Source organism: Leptospira inadai serovar Lyme str. 10, from assembly GCF_000243675.2.
Lineage (GTDB): Bacteria > Spirochaetota > Leptospiria > Leptospirales > Leptospiraceae > Leptospira_B > Leptospira_B inadai.
In genome coordinates this window covers 260,052-280,394 of the sequence record NZ_AHMM02000024.1, presented here as the reverse complement: position 1 = coordinate 280,394, position 20,343 = coordinate 260,052, and the positions used below count along the sequence as shown (strand labels likewise).

Sequence of the window (20,343 nt, the reverse complement as noted above, 5' to 3'; positions counted from 1 at the left end):
TTCTCTATTTCCCCGATTCGTTTCCCGAAAGATAGAGCCTAATCCGCTTGGTTTCGAGAAAACAAAGTGATTGATTCGATCGTTCCTACCCAAACTACTCATATCTTTCACTTGAAGGATTCTCGTAGAATGAAAGCCGTGAAAGATCAGAGCGTAAATCTGATCTTAACTTCACCGCCCTATCCGATGGTCCAAATGTGGGACAACCTCTTTACGCAATGGGATGTTAAAATAAAAAAATTTCTTCTGGAAGATAAAGCGAATGACGCTTTCGAGAGAATGCACTTGCAACTCGATGCAGTTTGGAAGGAGAGTTTCCGGGTATTAAAAGAAGGCGGGATTCTTGTTATTAATATTGGCGACGCAACGCGCAGCTTTAAACAAGAGTTCCGATTATTTTCAAATCATTCTCGAATTCTTCAGTCCTGCCGTAAGATAGGTCTTAACTGTCTTCCCGATATCCTATGGCGAAAGCAAACGAATTCGCCGACTAAATTTATGGGATCCGGAATGTTTCCCGTCGGGGCATACGTAACTTACGAACATGAATATATTTTAATCTTCCGAAAAGGAAGCAAAAGAATATTCTCGAAAGCTGAATTAGAACTTCGCCGCGAGAGTGCTTTTTTTTGGGAAGAACGGAATAAATGGTTTTCCGATATATGGGAAATTAAAGGTGAGAAGCAGATTATTAAAGATGTAGGAACAACTACACGAAACAGAACGGCTGCTTTTCCCCTCGAATTCGCTTACAGATTGGTGAATATGTTATCGATAAAGGGGGATATAGTTTTAGATCCGTTTGTCGGAACGGGAACAACTTCCTTAGCAGCGATATTGGCAGCTCGAAATAGTATAGGGTTTGATATCGACTCCGGGATATTAGAAATCGGGAAATTGAGAATTGAGGATTCCATCAAAATATCTTCCGAAATTTTAAGTCGGAGATGGCGTGAACACACGGATTTTGTCGCCCGGCGTATTCAAGAAGGAAAAAACACGGTGCACGTCAATGAAAATTATAATATAGGTGTAGTGACCGCGCAAGAGAAGACCCTCAAGTGGGAAAGTGTGCATTCAGTTGATAGTAAAAGTCATTTATCCTACACTGTAAATCATGTTCCTTTTGAGCCGAAAAAGGCGAAAAATTGTTGAGTTAATTCTGTATAGACTGCTATATTTTTTGAAAATTGTAACTTAAAGTTTACTTCTCTCCGTGCGGTTTTACCTGCAACGGACAAATTAAGAAGGTAATCATATGAAAGTTCGCGCAGTTGGTCAGCAATTAATTAGGAGTTTCTGTATAGGATTAGTGATAGCAATTTCGTCTATCGAACCGGCCGAAGAAATTGGCGTGGTCCTTTTCGTTGCCGGAGACGCTTTTTATATTCAGAATGGCAAAAGAAGCGAAATAAAAAAGAATATGGTTTTGAAAAGGCAGGATCAAATCGAAACGCTCAAAGGTAAGGTAGATCTCCAGGTTGGATCAAATTCAGTCATCAGGATATCACCATATACTAAAATTCAAATTTCAGAACTTTCTTCGTCGGCGAAGGAAAATAAATCAACGATTGACCTTGTTTCCGGAAAAGTTTTTGCAAAAGTGGATAAAAGTTCAAAAAAGGAAAACTTTGTCATTACATCGGCTTCCTATACTGCAGGGGTACGAGGTACTCAATTTGTTATCGGCGAGGAGTCGGAGCAAATACGCGCAAGTAATCCCGATCATGAAGACTCAAATATTCCAAATGGCATTTTTGTGAAAGAAGGAGAAGTAGATGTTTCGACTGATTCCAATAGCACGATGTCCGTCCATTCGGACGAAGAGATAGTCGTTTCTCCTACAGGATTACTAAAACAGCCTTTGCAAGCATTTATGAAGGATAAAATGAAAATTATTGATGGGTTCCGTAGGATGAAGGACGAAAATTATAAAATGCTTAGGGATCAGATTCTTAAGAACCAAGAATTGCTGCGTAATGCCAATACAAAAGCAAATCAAGAGTAAAAAATCTCCGTTCAAGAATTTGGAAAAATTTCTTCACGCAGCCTAGTAAAAGTAATACCTGTTACCGTCATGTATTCGATAGCCACATTTCGAGACGGGGAAAGGCAAACCGTTGCGATGCGCCGTCATAATAGCCCATCTACAGCTTTAATTCCTGCGAGAATATGGGAAAAAGTTCGGTTGAAACGGAACAGAAGCTTTTCTAAATACCTTAAATACTTGCTATCTAGGTACAAATTGTTGCTGCACCATAACGAACGTCTTTGTAAAAATCGACTTCGGATTACGTTTCAGGATAGAGGATTAAATTTGATTCGCTACAGTTACCGGCCATTTGAAGAAGATTATCAAGAATTAAAAACCTTATCTCTTGCTCACGGAGTTTCAATTAATCTCCTTATAGTATACTTAATTGAAATGGACCAAAATCTCATTTGGCAGAAAGTTTTATCTTTGTTTTGGAAAGGTAAAATGCCGCCACGACCAAAAGCTTCCATTTTTTGTAGGGAGATAGACTTTTTTAATAAGCAAATATCGATAGCTAATACTCTCGAACCGACCATATTCTATTTGGCGAGAGGGGCAATTTCATGGTCGATTCTATAAATTCTGTAGGGAAGCTTTGTTTTTCTATTAGCTAGTTTTTTTAGCTTGAATAAATCAAGATATCTTGATATCTGGAAAAGATGGGGAAAAGCAGCGAAATGTTTGATTTAGAAAGTTTAAACGTTTCGCCGCTAGCCGAAAAAGGTTTAGTAGATTTTACGGTTCCACCTGATTTTCAGTATAACGCGAATTCGCAATCGAGGGGAATCCTTGCCGCTTTAAAGGCGGTTTCCGATGAAACTAGAATTAGGCTATTGTTGATTCTATCGATTGCACCTTTTAATGTTCAGGAAGTGACCGAAGTCTTAGGAATGGGTCAATCTAGAATTTCTCGCCATTTGAAAATATTAGCTGATGCAGGATTTCTCCATTTTCAGCGAGAAGGTTCGTGGGTTTATTATAAAGTCAAAGATCCGACAGTAGAGAATAATTTCCAAATTCGAGTTTTCAATATTTTAATGTCGCATGAAAGAGAGCTACCTTACTCGGCAAGGGACATTGAAAAAGCAAATGAAATATTAAAGCAGCGGGATCTTAAAACCACTCGTTATTTTGATTTTGTTGCAAAAGATTGGGAAAACTTGCAGCAGGAAGTCTTAGATCCTCTGCTTTATAGAAAGAAAATTCTCCAATTATTACCCGACTCGCTGTGTAGGACCTTCGACTTAGGATGTGGTCCCGGGGGGTTAATACCGTATCTTTTAACTAAGAGTCGGGAAGTGACAGGCATCGATTCTTCCGAAAGTATGATTCGAGAAGCGACCTTAACTTTTCTGAATAATCCGAAAGTAAATTTTATTGCGGCGGATCTTGAAATGTTACCCGGAGAGTTAGAGAATTCCTCCGATGCCGTAGTCGCTTCGATGGTTTTACATCATATTTCGAATCCGCCCAAGGCTATGAAAGAAGTGTCTCGGGTTCTTAAAGATGGTGGAACCTTTTTAATCGTAGATTTAAAAAAACATAATCAAGAGTTTATGCGCGATAATTTTGCCGATCTATGGTTAGGTTTCGAACCGGAACTCTTAAGCGATTGGTTAGAAGATTCGGGTTTTACAATTGAATCCGTGCAAGAAATTGAATCTCAGAAATACTTCAAAGTATTAATTATTAAAGCTAAGAAAAAAGGAGGACTTTAATGTCCACTGCAGCGCAAGAAAAAGGTTTAGACTATAAGGTTAAGGATATCTCGCTCGCCGATTGGGGTAGGCAAGAGATTATTCTGGCAGAAAAGGAGATGCCAGGTCTGATGGCATTACGTCAAGAATACAAGGGAAAACAACCCTTGAAAGGGGCGAGAATTGCAGGTTCTCTCCATATGACAATTCAGACGGCCGTTCTAATTGAGACTCTAATTGAATTAGGAGCTCAGGTTCGCTGGTCATCATGTAATATCTTTTCCACGCAAGATCATGCTGCTGCGGCGATTGCGAAATCAGGCGTTCCAGTGTTCGCTTGGAAGGGAGAAACTGAAGAAGAATATTGGTGGTGCGTTGAGCAGACTTTATTTTTTGAAAATGGGACCGGTCCAAATATGATATTGGATGATGGCGGCGATCTAACCATGTACGTACATGAGAAGTATCCCAAACTTCTCGAAAACATCAAAGGAGTTTCTGAAGAAACAACTACTGGTGTAAAAGGGCTCGAGAAACTTTTAAAGAAAGGTGAATTAAAAATTCCGGCAATCAATGTCAATGATTCGGTGACCAAATCGAAGTTTGATAATCTCTATGGATGTAGGGAGTCCCTTGCGGACGGTATTAAAAGAGCTACTGATATCATGCTCGCTGGTAAAGTTGCCTTGGTTTGCGGCTATGGAGATGTCGGCAAAGGATCAGCGGCTTCTCTAAGAAACTTTGGAGCACGAGTAATTGTTACTGAAATCGATCCAATTTGCGCTCTACAGGCTGTTATGGAAGGATACCAAGTTCTTCGCGTCGAAGATGTAATTGAGACGGTTGATATTGTAGTAACTTCGACAGGCAATGATGATATCATCACACTTGAGAACATGAAAGCGATGAAAGACGGCTCAATTCTCTGCAATATTGGCCACTTCGATACAGAAATTCAGATGGCGCGCTTAAATTCTGAGAAAGGCGTTACCAAACTGGAAATCAAGCCGCAGGTCGATAAATATACGTTCCCTGACGGAAAAACGATCATAGTTCTTGCCGAAGGACGTCTAGTAAATCTAGGCTGCGCGACTGGACACCCATCGTTTGTAATGTCTTGTTCATTTACGAACCAAGTATTGGCTCAAATCGAACTTTGGAATAACAAGTATGAAATAGGTGTGTATCGTCTACCCAAGAAATTGGATGAGAAGGTTGCCGCTTTGCATTTGGAGCAACTAGGCGTTCGTCTTACGACCCTGAACGCGAAACAAGCAGAATACATAGGTGTACCTATCGAAGGACCGTATAAGCCTGAGCATTATCGGTATTAATCGGTAAAAGTACGAAACGGGTAGGTGGATTTTGGCATACGTAGTTACCGAACCTTGTGTCGGGTGTAAGTATACTTACTGTGCCGCTGCCTGCCCAGTGGAAGCGTTTCGGGAAAGCGAGAACTTTGTTCTAATTGATCCGGACATTTGCATCCATTGTAACGATTGTTTGAGGGAATGTCCCGCAAACGCAATTTTTCCTGAGGATGAAGTTCCGCCAATCTGGCAGGATTGGATTTTAAAAAATGCAGTGGAGTCGAAGTTCCTACCCGTAATTCGTGAGCTAAAACAACCTTTATTAAAAGAACCGTGTAATACTAAATTATTATGAAGAAAAATTTCCCAGCATATACAAATTCTAAAGCTAAAGAACTGATTACTCTATTGCAAAAACAGATCCTTGTCTTGGACGGTGCAATGGGCACAATGATCCAAAGATACAATTTGGACGAGGCGGCTTACAGAGGGGAACGTTTTGTAAATCATGCTTCTTCTTTAAAGGGAAATAATGACCTACTTGTGCTTACGCGGCCTGATATAATTGAAAGTATCCATTTGGAATTTTTACGGTCCGGCGCGAATGTAATAGAGACAAACACATTCAATGCAAATAATATTTCTCAAGCGGATTATGCGATGGAATCCATCGTCGACGAGCTTAATCGTGCTGCGGTTCAGGTAGCTAAATCAGCTATTCAAAAATTCAAGCTGCAAAAGCCGAATCGACCGGTTTTCTTAGCTGGAGCCTTTGGGCCTACGAATAAGACGCTTTCCTTATCGCCGGACGTAAATAATCCGGCATTTCGCGCTATTACCTTCGACGAATTAGTAGAAACTTTTTATGAACAAGTTAGGGCCCTCGTAGAAGAAGGCGTGGATTTACTTCTCCCCGAAACAAATATCGATACGCTGAATCTTAAGGCCGCAATTGTTGCCATAGAAAACGTATTTGAAGATCTCAAAGTAAGGCTGCCGGTTTCCTTATCCGTGACGATTACCGATGCTTCAGGACGAACGCTTTCCGGGCAAACTATCGAGGCCTTCTATAATTCCATTTATCATGCAAATCCGTTGTCGGTCGGAATTAATTGCGCACTAGGTGCAGCGGAAATGAGACCTTATATCGAAGAACTTTCGAGAGTCGCGGACTGTTTTATAAGTTGTTATCCGAATGCAGGATTACCTAATGCGTTCGGCGGCTACGACCAGACTCCGGAAGAATTCGGAAAATTTTTAGGAGAATTTGCAGCGGCTGGCTGGTTGAATATTGCCGGCGGTTGCTGTGGAACAACTCCGGATCATATCGCGGCGGTGACAAAGGCCGTTGCCAGTAATCCACCTAGAACGATACCGACGATTGCGGATTTTACAAGATTGTCCGGATTAGAACCTTTAAACCTTACACCGGATAAAGGATTCATAATGGTAGGAGAAAGAACGAATGTTACCGGATCACCAAAGTTTAAGAAACTGATTTTAGATGGAAATTTCGAAGAAGCCGTTGCGGTCGCTTTACAGCAGGTCGAAGCCGGTGCAAATATAATAGATATAAATTTTGATGAAGCATTGCTTGATGGCGAAGCTTCTATGACTCAATTCTTAAACTTAATAGCAGTAGAACCGGACATCGCGAAAGTACCGTTCATGATTGACAGCTCTAAGTGGTCCGTCTTGGAAGCTGGACTTAAGTGTATTCAAGGTAAACCGATAGTAAACTCCATTTCTTTAAAAGAAGGGGAGGAAAAATTCTTAGCTCAAGCTCGACAGGTTCGAAGATATGGTGCTGCAGTTATCGTTATGGCGTTTGATGAGCAGGGGCAGGCGGCAAGTAAAGATGAGAAGGTCAGGATTTGCAAACGAGCTTATGAATTATTGATTAACGAGGCGGATTATTCTCCGTCGGACATTATTTTCGATCCGAATATTTTGACTGTCGGGACCGGAATCGAAGAGCATAATAATTATGCGGTCGATTTTATAGAAGCAATTCGGGAAATAAAAGTAAAATGTCCCGGCGCAAAAATTAGCGGGGGATTAAGTAATATCTCCTTTTCCTTCCGGGGTAATAATCCCGTTCGGGAGGCAATGCATGCAGCCTTTTTATATCATGCAATTCAAGCCGGTTTAGATATGGCCATCGTAAATGCGGGTATGCTCGCCGTTTACGAGGAGATACCGAAGGATCTACTAGAACTCGTCGAGGACGTACTTTTGAATCGTAGACCGGATTCAACTGAGCGACTAATCGATTTTGCGGAAACGGTTAAGGCCGGCGATAAGATCGATAAAAAAGAAGACGTGTGGAGATCCGGTTCCGTTGAACAACGTCTTGAACATGCACTAGTTAAAGGAATTGTTGAATTCATAGAACAAGATACGGAAGAGGCTAGGGTAAAATACGGCCGACCATTGAGCGTCATTGAAGGCCCGATGATGGACGGGATGAGAGTTGTCGGTGATTTATTCGGATCCGGAAAAATGTTTCTCCCGCAAGTGGTAAAAAGCGCTCGTGTTATGAAAAAGGCGGTCGCCTATCTTTTGCCGTTTATGGAAGAGGAAAATAAAAGACAGGCTCAAGTTTCACAAAAACTAAAATTTCTAATTGCGACTGTCAAAGGTGACGTCCATGATATAGGCAAGAATATCGTCTCCGTGGTTCTTGCCTGCAATAATTACGAAGTAATAGATTTAGGCGTGATGGTTCCTTGCGAAAAAATTCTAGAAGAGGCTAAAGCGCAAAAGGCCGACATAATTGGGTTATCCGGGTTGATTACTCCTTCTTTGGATGAGATGGTTTACGTCGCTTCTGAAATGCAAAGAACCGGTTTTACTGTTCCGTTACTTATCGGAGGAGCTACTACAAGTTCGGCGCATACTGCGGTAAAAATAGCGGAAAAATATGATCATCCTGTCGTTCATGTTATCGATGCTTCGCGAGTCGTAAATGTTGTAGGAAAACTATTGAATCCATCCTTGCGCGACGAATATGTTGAACAAATTAAATTAGATCAGAAATCTCAACGTGAGATTTATTTCAATACTAGAAACGAGCGAAAATTAGTTTCAATCGAAGAAGCAAGGGAGAACAGGTTTGTTTCGGATTGGAATACGTTGGCGATTTCAAAACCGAATATCACGGGAGTGAAAGTCTTTGATGAAGAAATTTCATTAGAAACTTTAGTTCCGTACATTGATTGGTCACCTTTCTTTCAGGCCTGGGAATTAAAAGGTCGATTCCCGTCCATATTAGAAAGTGAAATTTATGGAAAACAGGCGAAAGAATTATACGAAGATGCGCGTAGGCTTTTGGAAGATATCGTTAAGAATAAACGTTACAGAGCAAAAGGGGTGATCGGCATTTTCCCCGCCAATAGCGTCGGCGACGATATTGAAGTTTATGAGGATGAAACGAAATCAAAGGTACTTTCCGTTCTTCATACGCTTCGTCAGCAAATTTCGAAAGAAGACAAGCAAGAGCCGAATTATTGTTTGGCTGATTTCATTGCTCCCAGGGAGACCGGTTTAACCGATTATATCGGAGGTTTTGCAGTTACGTCGGGGCATGGAGTCGAAGAGTTTGCAAAGATTTTCGACTCAAAATTGGATGATTATAACTCGATTATGGCGAAAGCACTAGGAGATCGGTTGGCGGAAGCGTTTGCTGAGTATATGCATCTTAAAGTTCGAAAGGAATATTGGGGATACGCGTCCGAAGAAAATCTTCCTGTGGAGGACCTTATTCGGGAAAAATACAGAGGTATTCGTCCCGCAGCTGGTTATCCGGCAAGTCCGGATCACACGGAGAAGCGCATTCTTTTTGATCTTTTACAGGTTGAAAAGAATACGGGTATTACCTTGACAGAGCATTTTGCTATGTGGCCGGCTAGTTCCGTAAGTGGGTTGTATTTTGCTCATCCTGATTCAAAATATTTCGCCGTAGCGAAAATTAATCGTGATCAGATTGAAGACTACGCTAGGCGCAAGAATACAAGCGTTGCTGAAATTGAAAAGTGGCTTTCACCGAATTTAGCTTACGATCCCAAAGAAGTTGTTCCTACAGTCTAATAGTAATGAAGAGCAATTTGATGAGGGTAGAAGTTCCTACAAAGGTGCCGGAGACGCATACAGAATTTTCAGAAATTTGTGATCCAGATGCGGAATTCTCATTCCATCCTTGGTTAGCATCAGAAATTCGAAAGAGAATGGGAGAGCCAGTGACTTCCTTAAAAGCTATCGAGTGGGCTTGTGAGGATCACTCCTGTCCAATAATTGAAACTTGGATTGAAGTTTTTACAAAAGATCGGGGAAAATTACTAAAGACTATTCGGATTTCGAGAAAGAAGCATCTTATTAGTAAGTTAGATTTGAAACTCTCGTTTGAAAAACAGGGTTTGTAGGAACTACGACGATACCCATTAGAAAAAGGAACAAATCTATCTCCCGTTCAAGCCAGGAAATGTAGTAACTAAGACAAATCCCTCACTCCCGTCATTTAGGCAAGTTTGGAGAACTTTCTGAAAAACTATATTTTACTCCTAGCTGTCCTTGGATTTCAGACGAAAGTACACCATCTGTAGTGGGAAACGGTTGGTGGAGGGGAACTCGAACTAAACCTTCAAAACGCAGATTTCGTGTAGAAACGGAAAACCCAGGGTTAACATAATATTCATACCCTTGGGGCCAACCTTTCAGTGAAACCGGAGGCTCAACAGGAATTAGCGTCTTGTCGTTAAAACGCTTAACTCCCGAAACTTGTAAGAAGAAATCTAACTGGTTTTGACTAGTTGTTCCGGAAAAAACTGAATAGCTTACTCCAATCGATGATTTAGCGGATTCTGGGACGGCTAAACCTACGCCGTTCCCAGCCATTCTCATCCCTAATCCCATGTGAATTCCCGCATGACCCGCAATATATCCAAACAGTAAATTACCCGCTTGGTTATCCATTCCTCGCGAAATATTTTGATTTACGCCAGGTAATGAAGTGCTTTGGCTGCGGACGTCGGTCAACGCATCAAAAGCTCGGCGTTCCGTCGTAGCTCCTACATACGCTTCCCCCGAACCTGGCTTCGGTTGATTTGCAACCGACAATGCCATAACAAAAATTTCTTCTTTTCCAAGAGATGGGTATAGGGCAAAGAATTCACGCCGACCCCTGACGATCTGCGGTGGTTTTGGAAGAAGGGTATTCATTCCCGGGATCGATTCCCAAGCCTGGTTTTCTGTAGGAACCAGGCCGCTCAAAAGTTTTGCTTCGAACGGGCCTTTAAAAGTGAATGCTGAAAAGAATAAGACAGGTTTTTCTTCTTCCTTTCCGACATTTACGGTTTTTGGTGAAGATTGTTCGGGCGAATTAAAAACGCCAAACGAGTCCCAAAAAAGACCCGAATCTGTTTCAGCGTAAATCATTGATAACCCAAGAAAAACAGGTAAGAAGAAAATGCTGGCAGATCGTAATACGGGACGAACTGAGTTCTTTTTTAGAATCTTTCTTCCCATTTACATCCTCTATTAATGATATATGACGAAGGAATCCCTGTTGCCAATGAAAAATCAATTTGAAACGTCGAAAAAAAGGGAACGCCTATGCATTATAATAAGGAAAAACCGGTATGAAGACAAAAATAAAGAATTTTGGCGAATGTAGAATAGAAAGTCCGGCCGGTTACGAATATTACACTCCGGAAGAATCCAAGGCAATTTTCAGGACGGTTTTTGAGAGTCGAGAGGACTGGAAGCATTATCTCGAATCCGAAGTGGATTTCTTCGAACAGGCAGGTCCTCGGGAAAAAATTTATTTCGACCCGCAAAATGTAACGGCAGGAATTATTACCTGCGGCGGGCTCTGCCCCGGTATTAACGATGTTATACGCGGAATCGTAATGGAATTGACATATCGCTATGGAGTTCGAAGAATCCTGGGTTTTCCTTATGGATACCAGGGACTAGTGAAACGCTATGCTCATCGCCCGATCGAATTGACGCCGGAAAATGTGGCTCATATCGGTGCAGATGGGGGAACCATCCTTGCTTCCTCCCGGGGAAATCAGGCTCCCGAAGACATGGTTAATACGCTTGCTCTTTATGGAGTGAAAGTTCTATTTTGCATCGGCGGCGACGGGACATTGCGTGGAGCGAAGGAAATCGTTCGAGAAATCGAAAAACGCAACGAAGAAATCTCCGTCATAGGAATTCCGAAGACAATCGATAACGATATTAATTATGTCCAAAAGACATTCGGATTTTCTACTGCATTTTCAAAAGCAATGGAAGCAGTAGAATGTGCCCACGTTGAAGCGAAGGGTGCACCTAACGGAATCGGGGTCGTAAAACTAATGGGTCGCCATTCCGGTTTTATTGCAGTCAATGCCGCCCTCGCGTCTCAGAACGTGAATTACTGCCTAATTCCTGAGGTCGATTTTGATCTGGATGGCGAAGGTGCCTTTCTAGAAATTCTTAAAGATCGAATTTTAAAAAGAAAGCATGCGGTCATCATAGTTGCCGAGGGTGCCGGACAGAAATTCTTCGGAAAAAATGAGGAAAGAGATGCCTCGGGGAACTTAAAACTCGGCGATATTGGCGTCTTTTTAAAGGATAAAATTATCGAATATTTTAAAAAAGAGAGTATAGAAACGAACGTAAAATACATCGATCCCAGTTATATTATCCGGTCGATTCCCGCTAATCCGGAAGATTCTATTTTCTGCGGTTTTCTGGCTCAGAATGCGGTTCACGCAGGCATGGCCGGAAAGACGGATATGGTAATCGGGATATGGAATAATGTATTTACCCATTTGCCGATCGATCTTGCTATTCAGGAAAGAAAAGTATTGCAGCCGAACAAGAGCACATTATGGCGAACGCTCCTCGCTTCTACCGGACAGCCGCCTAGGATGACTGCCCGATAGTCATAGTTCCTACAAACCAAACCCAGACGGCGGAATCTTAATTCAGTCGGACTAGAACTAGCGTATAATCATCATGGGGGTCGGCTTCCCCTCTGAAGGCATCCGTAGTATCCAAAATCAAATCTTTCAGATTTTCTACAGGCATATCCCCGTTACGTTCGATCAGTTTCGCAAGATTTTCCAATCCGTACATTTCCCGAGTTTCATTGGTCGTTTCACTAACTCCATCCGTATAGAGAACGATTAAATCTCCGGGTTGGTATTCTATTTCATGTTCTTCAATTTCGGATTCTTTGATGCCGAGAGGCATGCCTTTTCCGGAAAGCATCACAACTTTCTTATCTTTGGCTTTATAAAAAAGTTGCTCGTTGTGGCCTGCACTGGAATAGCGAATTCTTTTCTTGAGCATATTGATCCGGATCAGCATTACGGTTACAAACATAAAGTATCCGGATTTTTCCTGAATGATACGGTTTGCCCCCATTAAGCTGATGCTGGTTGACGAATTGCGGGCTACTTCGCCCGCAATGATTGTTTTGGAAAATTCCATGAAAAGAGCGGCGGAGATTCCTTTTCCGGAAACATCCGCTATTAAAAGACTAATTTCGTCCGGGTTATGATAAACAAGATCGTAAAAATCTCCCCCGATCTCTTTCGAAGCGGTATAAGCGGTCTCGATCTCCAATAAATGCATTTTCTTGGGAATGCTCGGCAGCGAATTGATCTGAATTTGGGAGGCGATTTGCATATCTCGTCGGATCGAAGTCAGTTTTTCTTTCTGATTTTTAACGAGAAGACTATTATAGGCTTCCGCAATTTGGTTCGATATCGTGCTTAAAATGGAAAGATCTTGCGAAGAGAAGCTATCACCGCTCTTTTTATCGGCTGCGTTTAATATTCCTATAATCTTTCCATCCTGTCTGATCGGAACTGAAACGAAGGATCTCGTCTTATATCGGATAGGATTTAAAAGATTCGGGTCGATATCGGTTTGTCCTTGAACAAGCAAAGGTTTTCCGTCGGAAAGAATTCGATTCAGAATTCCTTGCGACTCGTCCACAAGTTGGGATTCCTCTTCGATTCCGAATCCGATGGATTTAGAAAGTTCGAAAGATTTAGTTCGCGGATTCTGGAAGATTAACGAGACCCTTTCCGCGCCTAACACGTCGGAAATCGAATGGACGGTCAGGTTTAAAAACTGATCCAACTCGCTGATATTCGAAATAGCTTGGGAAATCTGGTAAAGGCAATCGAGTTCCCGAGCCCTGTCTTTGAGATCTTTGATGAGGCGTCTATTTCGTATCGCGATTGCGGCTAAATCCGAGAGATATTCTAAAATTTTAATATCTTTCGAAGTAAAATCGGGTCGTTCGTTTGAATTGACCGCTTCTAACACTCCCTGAATTTCTCCTTGAGTTTTCATGGGAACGCAAATTAGATTCCGAGTCGTAAAGCCGACCGCTTGATCGATATTTCTGTAAATACGAGGGTCATTAGCCGCATCGTTCGTAATTACGGGTTCCAGACTTTCTAGAACCATTCCGGCAATCCCCTTACCGCGAGGGACCTTCAATTCGGTTAGAGATTCCCCCTTATCGCCCTTGGCAATCTGAAATACTAAGCAATCCTCTTCCTTATCGTACAGCAATAAGGAGCATCCCTCGGTATTTAAAACGTCTTTGGTAGTTTCGATGATAATTCCGAGCAACTCCTCCAAATTATCCGTGGAGTTGATGCGGGCGGTGATATCGGAAATTAAGGAAAGAGAGAGCTGTTTTAAACTCATGAGGCTAGTTCAGTGACTTCGCAAAAATAAGGGTTCTGGCTTCGGAGAAATTGTATTTCAGCCTAAAGCTCCGCTTTGTCAAGGAGATTCGGGAACTTTCCGGTGCGTTGGTCGAAGTTGCGGAAATTTATCACTCAATCAACGATCCGATTCCTTGGTCGGTGAAAATTTCAATGAGAATCGAATGCGGAACTCTTCCGTCTATAATATGAGTTCTTCGAACGCCCTGGTCGATCGCGGTCAGGCAACACTCGACTTTCGGAATCATCCCTCCCGTTATTTCTCCTTTCCGAATATAATCTTTTACCAAGGCTCTATTTAGGCCGGTTACGAGTTTCCCATCTATCAAAATTCCGCTCGTATCGGTGAGAAGAATTAACTTTTCCGCTTTAAGAGCTCCGGCAAGTTCGCCGGCGAAAGTATCCGCGTTAATATTTAAAGATTCTCCTTTGATCGATTCCGCTACGGGGGAAATCACGGGAATGAATCCTTTTTCTTGGAGAGAAAGTACGACCGTCGGGTCGATCTTGTCTATTTTACCTACCAATCCTACGTCGACTAATTGGGGAGACGCGCCTTCTATTTCTATTTTCGTCTTGGAGGCTTCGGCTAAGTTCCCGTCTTTTCCGGAAAGTCCGACAGCGTTTCCTCCTTCGGCATTGATCATCGAAACAATCTGCTTGTTCACTTTTCCGGTGAGAACCATTTCCACGACATCCATTGTCTCGGCGTCAGTCACTCGATGGCCGTGAACAAACTCGGTAGGAATTTGAAGCGCATCCAAAAGTCTATTGATCTCCGGCCCCCCCCCATGAACGATCACAGGGTGAATTCCCACGTATTTGAGAAGGACGATATCCTTCGCAAACGATTCTTTCAAATCCGCTTTTGCCATAGCGGCGCCGCCATATTTAATCACTATAGTCTTACCGGAGTATTTTGTGATATAGGGAAGGGCTTCGAGAATATGGTTGACCCTTTCGAGAGATTGTTCCATACCAAACAGGGAAATCGCTCGGCCTCTCCCTGTCGATTCGGAAATACGGAGGAGGCTCTTCTCTATCGATTGACCTTTTTAAAATCGGAAAGCAATTGTTAAAAAATCCTTTAGAATTCGGTTCCATTTTAGTTACAGGCGGCAGCGGCGGAGTAGGGCGAGCCTTAGTTCGAAATTTTACGGCAGCCGGCTTTTCGGTCTGGAATTGGGATAAGAATCCTCCTGCGACGATCGAGCCGGGAGAATCCTTCGTTTCTACGGATCTTGTTTCCGCCGATCGCGTGCGGAAAGAATGTGAATCATTCGTGGAAAACTTTGTACCCTCCGAAAAAGGACGTCGCTTAATAGGATTTGTACATTGCGCAGGGTACGGAGGTCCGTATCATAAAATCACGGAAGTTACATTAGAAGAATGGGATGCGGTATTTTCGATTAACCTTCGTTCTGCTTTTCAAATTACGCAGGCGCTTTTACCGGTCTTGTCGGCTCAAAAATTCGGTCGCTTGATTTATATCGCCTCGTCCCTCTCGGTCAAGGGGAGCGCTTTGTCGGTGGCTTATTCCGCTTCAAAGCACGGCTTAGTCGGGTTCGTAAAATCCATAGCTGCGGAATGGGGAGAATTTGGAATTACCGCCAATGCGATCAGCCCCGGATACATAGAAACGAAAATGGGAATCCAAGAAGACCAGGTCGACGATCACCGGAAAAAGATACTATCCATGACGCCGACAAAAACGATTGCGGATCCCGAAGAGATTGCTCGTGTAGCTTCCTTTTTACTTTCGAACGACTCTCATTATATTAACGGAGCCAATTGGGCCGTAGACGGAGGCATCACCGCGATTTGATCGTCTTAGCTGCGATTCCGATTTTCTTCTTTTTTGATTCTATTTTAATTACGGTATTTCGCATCGATTTAAGAGACAGGAACGTTTCTCTCAATAATAAAACGGTTTCATCGATTTTGTCGTTTATCCAGAGTTCGTTTGAAGAAGGCTTTTTATCGAATTGAATCTTACGCTTCAGAATCGTTCCGCGTCTTGCAATTAAAAGTTCGGCTTTTTGTCCGGGTTTATATTTTTTTAATAAGTCTTTGAAATTATTGGGTAAGGCTCGAATTCCGTCGATGGAGATCCATTCATCCCCGATGCTTAGATCGGCATTTTTAACGGACTTAGAAAGGTTAATCTTACTTAGGACGAGCCTTCCTTTCTCTTCTTTGGCTCGAAAGCCGGGCTCTAACTTGGGCGGCGAGGAAGTTCTTTCGATTCCGATTTTAGCAAGGTACTTCTCGATCGGTATTCTTTTCGGTTCCGTTATGTAAGGATCGAATTCGAGTTTCAGATCCACACCTACCGCTTTCTTTGCCGCTTGAAAAAATTCGGCTTTAGTGAACCCGCGCTTTTTTTCCAGATAATAGTTCTTATAAAGCTCGCGCATGATGTCCAGTAAAGACTTCTTTCCTTTCGTTTCAGCCAGGACGAATAACTGAAAACTCAACGATAGGATCGCCCCCTTCGTATAATAGGAGATTCCGGTGTTTCCGAAGTTCGGATCCAGGGGGCGATTATAATATTTAGTCCAGGCCGTAAAGCTGGACTCTTCCAAGCTCATCCAACTTTCGCCTTCGGATTCTTCCAGCTCCCGAATATCCTTCCAGAGTTTATTCAGATATTGTTGCGGGTTATAAATGTCGCATAATAGCAGAAAATAAGCGTCAAAAAAGCTGGTAATTCCCTCCGCAATCCAGAGCTCTTTTGTCAGGTTGGGTTTTTGATAATCGAACGGACCCAAAGCGATTGGTCGAATCCGTTTTACGTTCCAATGATGAAAATATTCGTGAGAAAGAAGTTCGATTAAAGTTCGATAATTTTCCCCGGAAAAGGCGCCTATCGGATCGAACTGGTTTATGCTACAATTGAGATGTTCCAAGCCACCGTACAGGTTTTCCGTCATATCGAGTACGAATAAATAATATGAATTTTCGGTTCCCCCCATGCATCGAATTTGCATATCCATTACTTTGGAAAGATCACCGGCTATTTTCCGTTTTTCCGCACCCGAGATATGACCTAGAACGACGAGATCGAAACGGCAGGATTGCGCTTCGAAACGGATTTCCTTTTCGTTAGTGAGAAGAATCGGGCTGTCAAATAACTCGTCGATATTCGAAGCCTTCCAGGTCAATTTCGCGTTCTCTTTTCGTTTCAACCCGGTGTAGCAGTGTTTAAAGGGTGCGAGAGACTTCCAAGAAACTTCCACTTCGGAACTTAATAAATCTTTGGAGTATAAAAATGTCGCGGGCGGATGAATTAGAATGAATTCGCTCGTAAAATAATTCGTACGAACCGTATGTTCATAGCCGTACACTAGATACGAAACACGAAACGTTTCTCCTTTGGAATATACTTTCCAAGTATCTAAGTCCGTTTGCTCGATGGTCCATCCCGATTTAGGATTTATTAAGCGTATTTTATGAATGGATTTCGCATAATCTCTAATTTTATACGACCCGGGGGACCAAGTAGGAATGGACAGAAAGGTTTCCTTCTTCATGGGGTGGACCTCCATTTCCACCTGTAGATAATGTTGATGAGTTAAATAAGTGTCTAGAAAAAACTTAATTCCCACGCTAGGCTCGAGCCGCCTTTAAAATTTCATCCAAAGTTTCGGAAACCGTCTTAGTCGGATCCACTTTTCTCCAAACTTTTTTGATGGTACCATCGGGGCCTAAGAGGAAGGTATCCCGAGATAATCCTTTGAATACGCGGCCTTGCCATTCCTGATCTCCATAAACTCCCAATTGCCCGCTCAAGGTTTGTTGGGGATCGGATAAAAGAGGGAAACTTATATTGAATTTGTTAATGAAATTCTTATGACTGTCCAAGGAGTCGGAACTGATTCCGAAAACTTTTGCACCCGCTTTCCGGAAATCTTCCAAATGATCTCTATAGGAACAAGCTTGCTTGGTGCAACCGGGAGTGTCATCTTTAGGATAAAAATACAACAAGGTCCATGAACCCTCGGCATCCTTCGGTAAATGAACGGTGCCCCCGGTACTGCTTTCTAAACTTACATCCGGCAATCTCTTGCCTTCCCATTTGTCCACCATGAGCTTCTTCCTCCTCTTTTCAGGATAGTTGTACTAAATTTCCTGTCAGGGAAAAGGAAAAAATTGCCGTAAAAAACTTGAATTATCATGCTTTTGCTCATCAAATGAAATACCTCGTCCGGAACGTCAGGGCTGCCGAAACATTATGCCCCGTCTTTTGGAAAGGTCTTTTAACAGAAATCCCCTCCGGGAATAGGAATATAAACATAACGCATGTCGCTTAAACACAAGACGGACGTTCAAATTTCGATTTTTTCTTGGTTTCTCTCCCTTTTCTTAATTTTCTCTCTTCCTTTGATCGCCGAAGAGACCGTATCGGCGTCGCATTGGAAAGATATAGATCTCAAACGACTCGATTGGTACTCGTTGGAAGGGTTCCGTCCCGAGTATAAAAACGGATTCGAGGAATCTACGAACAAAATCAGGAAGATCGAATCTTTTCCCGTTGTTTTGAATGCGATTTACGATAGCGCGATTTCCAGCGGGACAAAGGAATTCACTCTTCAGACGCGCTTCGTACTACAGGAAGATCCGAAGCAATATTACTTCACCGAGCCGATTTCGCTGTTCATCAATTCCATAGGAGAAAACTGGGAAATTTTTCTCAACGGTCATTTGCTAAAAAGCGAAGTTCATTTGGCTTCGGACGGGCAGATCGAGCGAAGAAGAACGATTCGTGAACTTCGGTTGCCATTGGACTCTAGCTTATTAAAGCAGGGGACGAATCGTTTGGTATTTCGTTTAATCGGTGACGCGCCGGCAGTCTCCCTCCCGGAACTTATAGCTCCGCGAAATCCGGATCTCGGTTTTTATGTGGACGGCGAATATTCGATAAACCAGAACGTGGATTTTACGCGAAAAGCGGGCGTCCTATTAAATCTAAGTCTAAACACGATATACGTTTTTTTCGGTTTATATCACTTGCTGATTTTTTCAAAGCGGACCACGGACAAATACAATCTTTACTTCGGCGTTTTTTCGATCGCGATGGCTGTTTATTCTCTTAGTCGTTCTTCCCTTTCCTTCGAAGTCGTCGCGGATACCGCCGTGATAACGAGGGTGGAATACGGATCCGTAGCTTTACTAGCCTCTTTATTTCTACTTTTCCTACATGATTATTTTTACGGGCGAGCGCTACCGAATCTTCCGATTCTGATGATCGCAGGTTGGAGTTTCGCGATTTTCTTCTTCTCCTTATTGGCGCCGTTTCGGTTTCTTATGACAAGCTTGCGCCTCTGGCAATTTTCGATGGTGCCCACTTTATTATATCTTTTGTATTTCATCGGCAAGGCTGTGTATTTACGAAAGAAAGATGCCTCGTTAATGGCGATCAGTATGTTCGTCATAGTATTTATTGCGGTCTACGATATACTCGATTCGGTCTTCTTTCAGCTCGGAATTCGATTTACGCAATTCGCATATCTTTTATTCGTAATATCCTTAACGACAATCTTAGCGAATCGTTTCATCGAACTTTATAAGCAGTCCGAAGATTTAAATATAGAACTCAGTCATCAAAAGCTGGAATTGGCCCGACAAAAGAACGCTTTCTTCCGATTTGTTCCCATGCAATTCTTAAGCGTTCTAGGAAAAGATTCGGCGGTAGACGTGAACTTGGGGGATTCCGCGCTTCGTGAAATGAGCGTTTTGTTTACCGATATTCGGTCTTTCACAACGATCTCCGAAAAAATGACTCCGGAGGAAAATTTCCGATTTATCAACGGCTATCTGGCGAGCATGGAACCTCTGATTCAAAAATACGACGGCTTCGTGGATAAGTTCATGGGAGATGCGATTTTGGCCCTTTTCTCCGCCGAGCGTGCCGTTCAATCCCCGGATCAATGGGAAGGGAAGTCGGCTGCGGATCGTGCGGTTTATGCTGCGATCGCGATGAAGAAACGGATTCGCGAATTGGATGTAGAGGTCAAGGGAGGACATCTAAAAGGAGTAAGAATCGGAATAGGAATTAACACCGGTAATTTAATGTTGGGAACCGTAGGTTCTTCGGACCGACTGGATACGACTGTCATTGGCGACACGGTTAACGTAGCTTCTAGATTAGAGAGTCTTACGAGTCTATATAAAGCCGATATTCTGATAACCCAACAGACGTTAGCAAGCTTGACAATTTCGGATGATGTTGCGATTCGCGAAGTGGATTCCGTTGTGGTGAAAGGAAAAAGTCAGCCCATCATTATTTACGAAGTCTATGAAGCCGACGATCCGCATATTCGTAAACTAAAGGAAGCGACATTGCCCTTAGTGTCGCGCGGAATTATCCTGTATAAAGTCGGTAACTTTAAAGACTCATTAGTAAACTTCGAACAGGCATTGAAGGTTTTTCCCGAAGATATAGTCGCGATACTGTATCGTAAACGTTGCCAAGAGTATATAGAAACTCCGCCTCTCGGGAATTGGGTCGGTGTACAACATCTATTGGAAAAATAGCTTTTTTTCGCTTTCCTACGGGATAG

General features: G+C 42.6%; 15 protein-coding genes. 10 read left to right on the top strand and 5 right to left on the bottom strand.

Features of this window, described 5'->3' with window-relative positions; genetic code table 11:
• Positions 1-66 precede the first annotated feature (66 nt).
• The 7 genes from LEP1GSC047_RS15155 (at position 67) to metH (ending at position 9,131) form a co-directional block, all read left to right on the top strand.
• Positions 67-1,155, top strand: a complete 1,089-nt coding sequence (locus tag LEP1GSC047_RS15155) for a DNA-methyltransferase (RefSeq protein WP_010409865.1) — start codon at positions 67-69, stop codon at positions 1,153-1,155.
• Positions 1,156-1,258: 103 nt separating this feature from the next.
• On the top strand, positions 1,259-2,008 hold the full coding sequence (locus LEP1GSC047_RS15150) for a FecR family protein (protein ID WP_010409864.1): 750 nt from the start codon (positions 1,259-1,261) through the stop codon (positions 2,006-2,008).
• Positions 2,009-2,077: 69 nt separating this feature from the next.
• Positions 2,078-2,614, top strand: coding sequence for a DUF1564 family protein (locus tag LEP1GSC047_RS15145; protein WP_010409862.1), 537 nt, complete (start codon positions 2,078-2,080; stop codon positions 2,612-2,614).
• Between the two features lie 98 nt (positions 2,615-2,712).
• Complete coding sequence (locus tag LEP1GSC047_RS15140) at positions 2,713-3,753, top strand: ArsR/SmtB family transcription factor (RefSeq protein WP_010409861.1); 1,041 nt, start codon at positions 2,713-2,715, stop codon at positions 3,751-3,753.
• A complete protein-coding gene (gene ahcY / locus LEP1GSC047_RS15135) occupies positions 3,753-5,066 on the top strand; it encodes an adenosylhomocysteinase (protein ID WP_010409859.1) in 1,314 nt (437 codons plus the stop codon). Before LEP1GSC047_RS15140 ends, ahcY begins: the two co-directional genes overlap by 1 nt.
• A gap of 31 nt (positions 5,067-5,097) precedes the next feature.
• Positions 5,098-5,397, top strand: coding sequence for a DUF362 domain-containing protein (locus tag LEP1GSC047_RS15130; RefSeq protein ID WP_010409857.1), 300 nt, complete (start codon positions 5,098-5,100; stop codon positions 5,395-5,397).
• Complete coding sequence (gene metH, locus LEP1GSC047_RS15125; RefSeq protein WP_010409855.1) at positions 5,394-9,131, top strand: methionine synthase; 3,738 nt, start codon at positions 5,394-5,396, stop codon at positions 9,129-9,131. The genes LEP1GSC047_RS15130 and metH overlap by 4 nt, the downstream gene beginning before the upstream one ends.
• Before the next feature lie 423 nt (positions 9,132-9,554).
• Here the strand turns inward: metH and LEP1GSC047_RS15115 are convergent, their stop codons facing one another.
• The gene (locus LEP1GSC047_RS15115; RefSeq protein ID WP_010409852.1) at positions 9,555-10,565 is read right to left on the bottom strand and encodes an LIC_20087 family outer membrane protein; all 1,011 of its coding nucleotides are present in this window, start codon (positions 10,563-10,565) and stop codon (positions 9,555-9,557) included.
• Between the two features lie 113 nt (positions 10,566-10,678).
• On the opposite strand from LEP1GSC047_RS15115, the gene LEP1GSC047_RS15110 reads away from it, so the two are divergent.
• Entirely contained in the window at positions 10,679-11,974 is a 1,296-nt protein-coding gene (locus LEP1GSC047_RS15110) for an ATP-dependent 6-phosphofructokinase (RefSeq protein WP_010409850.1), read from the top strand.
• Positions 11,975-12,011: 37 nt separating this feature from the next.
• On the opposite strand, the gene LEP1GSC047_RS15105 is transcribed toward LEP1GSC047_RS15110, so the two are convergent.
• Together LEP1GSC047_RS15105 and argB are read right to left on the bottom strand one after the other, a co-directional pair.
• Positions 12,012-13,760, bottom strand: a complete 1,749-nt coding sequence (locus LEP1GSC047_RS15105; RefSeq protein WP_010409848.1) for a GAF domain-containing SpoIIE family protein phosphatase — start codon at positions 13,758-13,760, stop codon at positions 12,012-12,014.
• Positions 13,761-13,890: 130 nt separating this feature from the next.
• A complete protein-coding gene (gene argB / locus LEP1GSC047_RS15100) occupies positions 13,891-14,757 on the bottom strand; it encodes an acetylglutamate kinase (RefSeq protein ID WP_020988949.1) in 867 nt (288 codons plus the stop codon).
• A 95-nt stretch (positions 14,758-14,852) separates the two neighbouring features.
• Between argB and LEP1GSC047_RS15095 the strand changes: the two genes are divergently transcribed.
• Complete coding sequence (locus LEP1GSC047_RS15095; RefSeq protein ID WP_010409844.1) at positions 14,853-15,605, top strand: SDR family NAD(P)-dependent oxidoreductase; 753 nt, start codon at positions 14,853-14,855, stop codon at positions 15,603-15,605.
• Here LEP1GSC047_RS15095 and LEP1GSC047_RS15090 read toward each other — a convergent pair.
• Positions 15,592-17,388 carry a M61 family metallopeptidase gene (locus LEP1GSC047_RS15090; RefSeq protein ID WP_258028518.1) on the bottom strand — a complete coding sequence of 599 codons (1,797 nt, stop codon included), beginning with the start codon at positions 17,386-17,388 and terminating at the stop codon, positions 15,592-15,594. The two genes, LEP1GSC047_RS15095 and LEP1GSC047_RS15090, sit on opposite strands and share 14 nt — an antisense overlap.
• A 1-nt stretch (position 17,389) precedes the next feature.
• A complete protein-coding gene (locus tag LEP1GSC047_RS15085; RefSeq protein WP_010409839.1) occupies positions 17,390-17,869 on the bottom strand; it encodes a peroxiredoxin in 480 nt (159 codons plus the stop codon).
• A gap of 213 nt (positions 17,870-18,082) precedes the next feature.
• On the opposite strand from LEP1GSC047_RS15085, the gene LEP1GSC047_RS15080 reads away from it, so the two are divergent.
• Positions 18,083-20,317: an adenylate/guanylate cyclase domain-containing protein gene (locus LEP1GSC047_RS15080; RefSeq protein WP_010409837.1), complete on the top strand. Its 2,235-nt coding sequence runs from the start codon at positions 18,083-18,085 to the stop codon at positions 20,315-20,317.
• Positions 20,318-20,343: the final 26 nt, after the last annotated feature.

Excerpts from the sequence above, each read along its gene's own strand:
- metH (WP_010409855.1), top strand. The coding sequence starts at position 5,394 with ATGAAGAAAAATTTCCCAGCATATACAAATTCTAAAGCTAAAGAACTG.
- LEP1GSC047_RS15085 (WP_010409839.1), bottom strand. The coding sequence starts at position 17,869 with ATGGTGGACAAATGGGAAGGCAAGAGATTGCCGGATGTAAGTTTAGAA.
- LEP1GSC047_RS15080 (WP_010409837.1), top strand. The coding sequence starts at position 18,083 with ATGTCGCTTAAACACAAGACGGACGTTCAAATTTCGATTTTTTCTTGG.
- argB (WP_020988949.1), bottom strand. The coding sequence starts at position 14,757 with ATGGAACAATCTCTCGAAAGGGTCAACCATATTCTCGAAGCCCTTCCC.
- LEP1GSC047_RS15150 (WP_010409864.1), top strand. The coding sequence starts at position 1,259 with ATGAAAGTTCGCGCAGTTGGTCAGCAATTAATTAGGAGTTTCTGTATA.
- LEP1GSC047_RS15105 (WP_010409848.1), bottom strand. The coding sequence starts at position 13,760 with ATGAGTTTAAAACAGCTCTCTCTTTCCTTAATTTCCGATATCACCGCC.
- LEP1GSC047_RS15115 (WP_010409852.1), bottom strand. The coding sequence starts at position 10,565 with ATGGGAAGAAAGATTCTAAAAAAGAACTCAGTTCGTCCCGTATTACGA.
- ahcY (WP_010409859.1), top strand. The coding sequence starts at position 3,753 with ATGTCCACTGCAGCGCAAGAAAAAGGTTTAGACTATAAGGTTAAGGAT.
- LEP1GSC047_RS15110 (WP_010409850.1), top strand. The coding sequence starts at position 10,679 with ATGAAGACAAAAATAAAGAATTTTGGCGAATGTAGAATAGAAAGTCCG.
- LEP1GSC047_RS15140 (WP_010409861.1), top strand. The coding sequence starts at position 2,713 with ATGTTTGATTTAGAAAGTTTAAACGTTTCGCCGCTAGCCGAAAAAGGT.
- LEP1GSC047_RS15145 (WP_010409862.1), top strand. The coding sequence starts at position 2,078 with ATGTATTCGATAGCCACATTTCGAGACGGGGAAAGGCAAACCGTTGCG.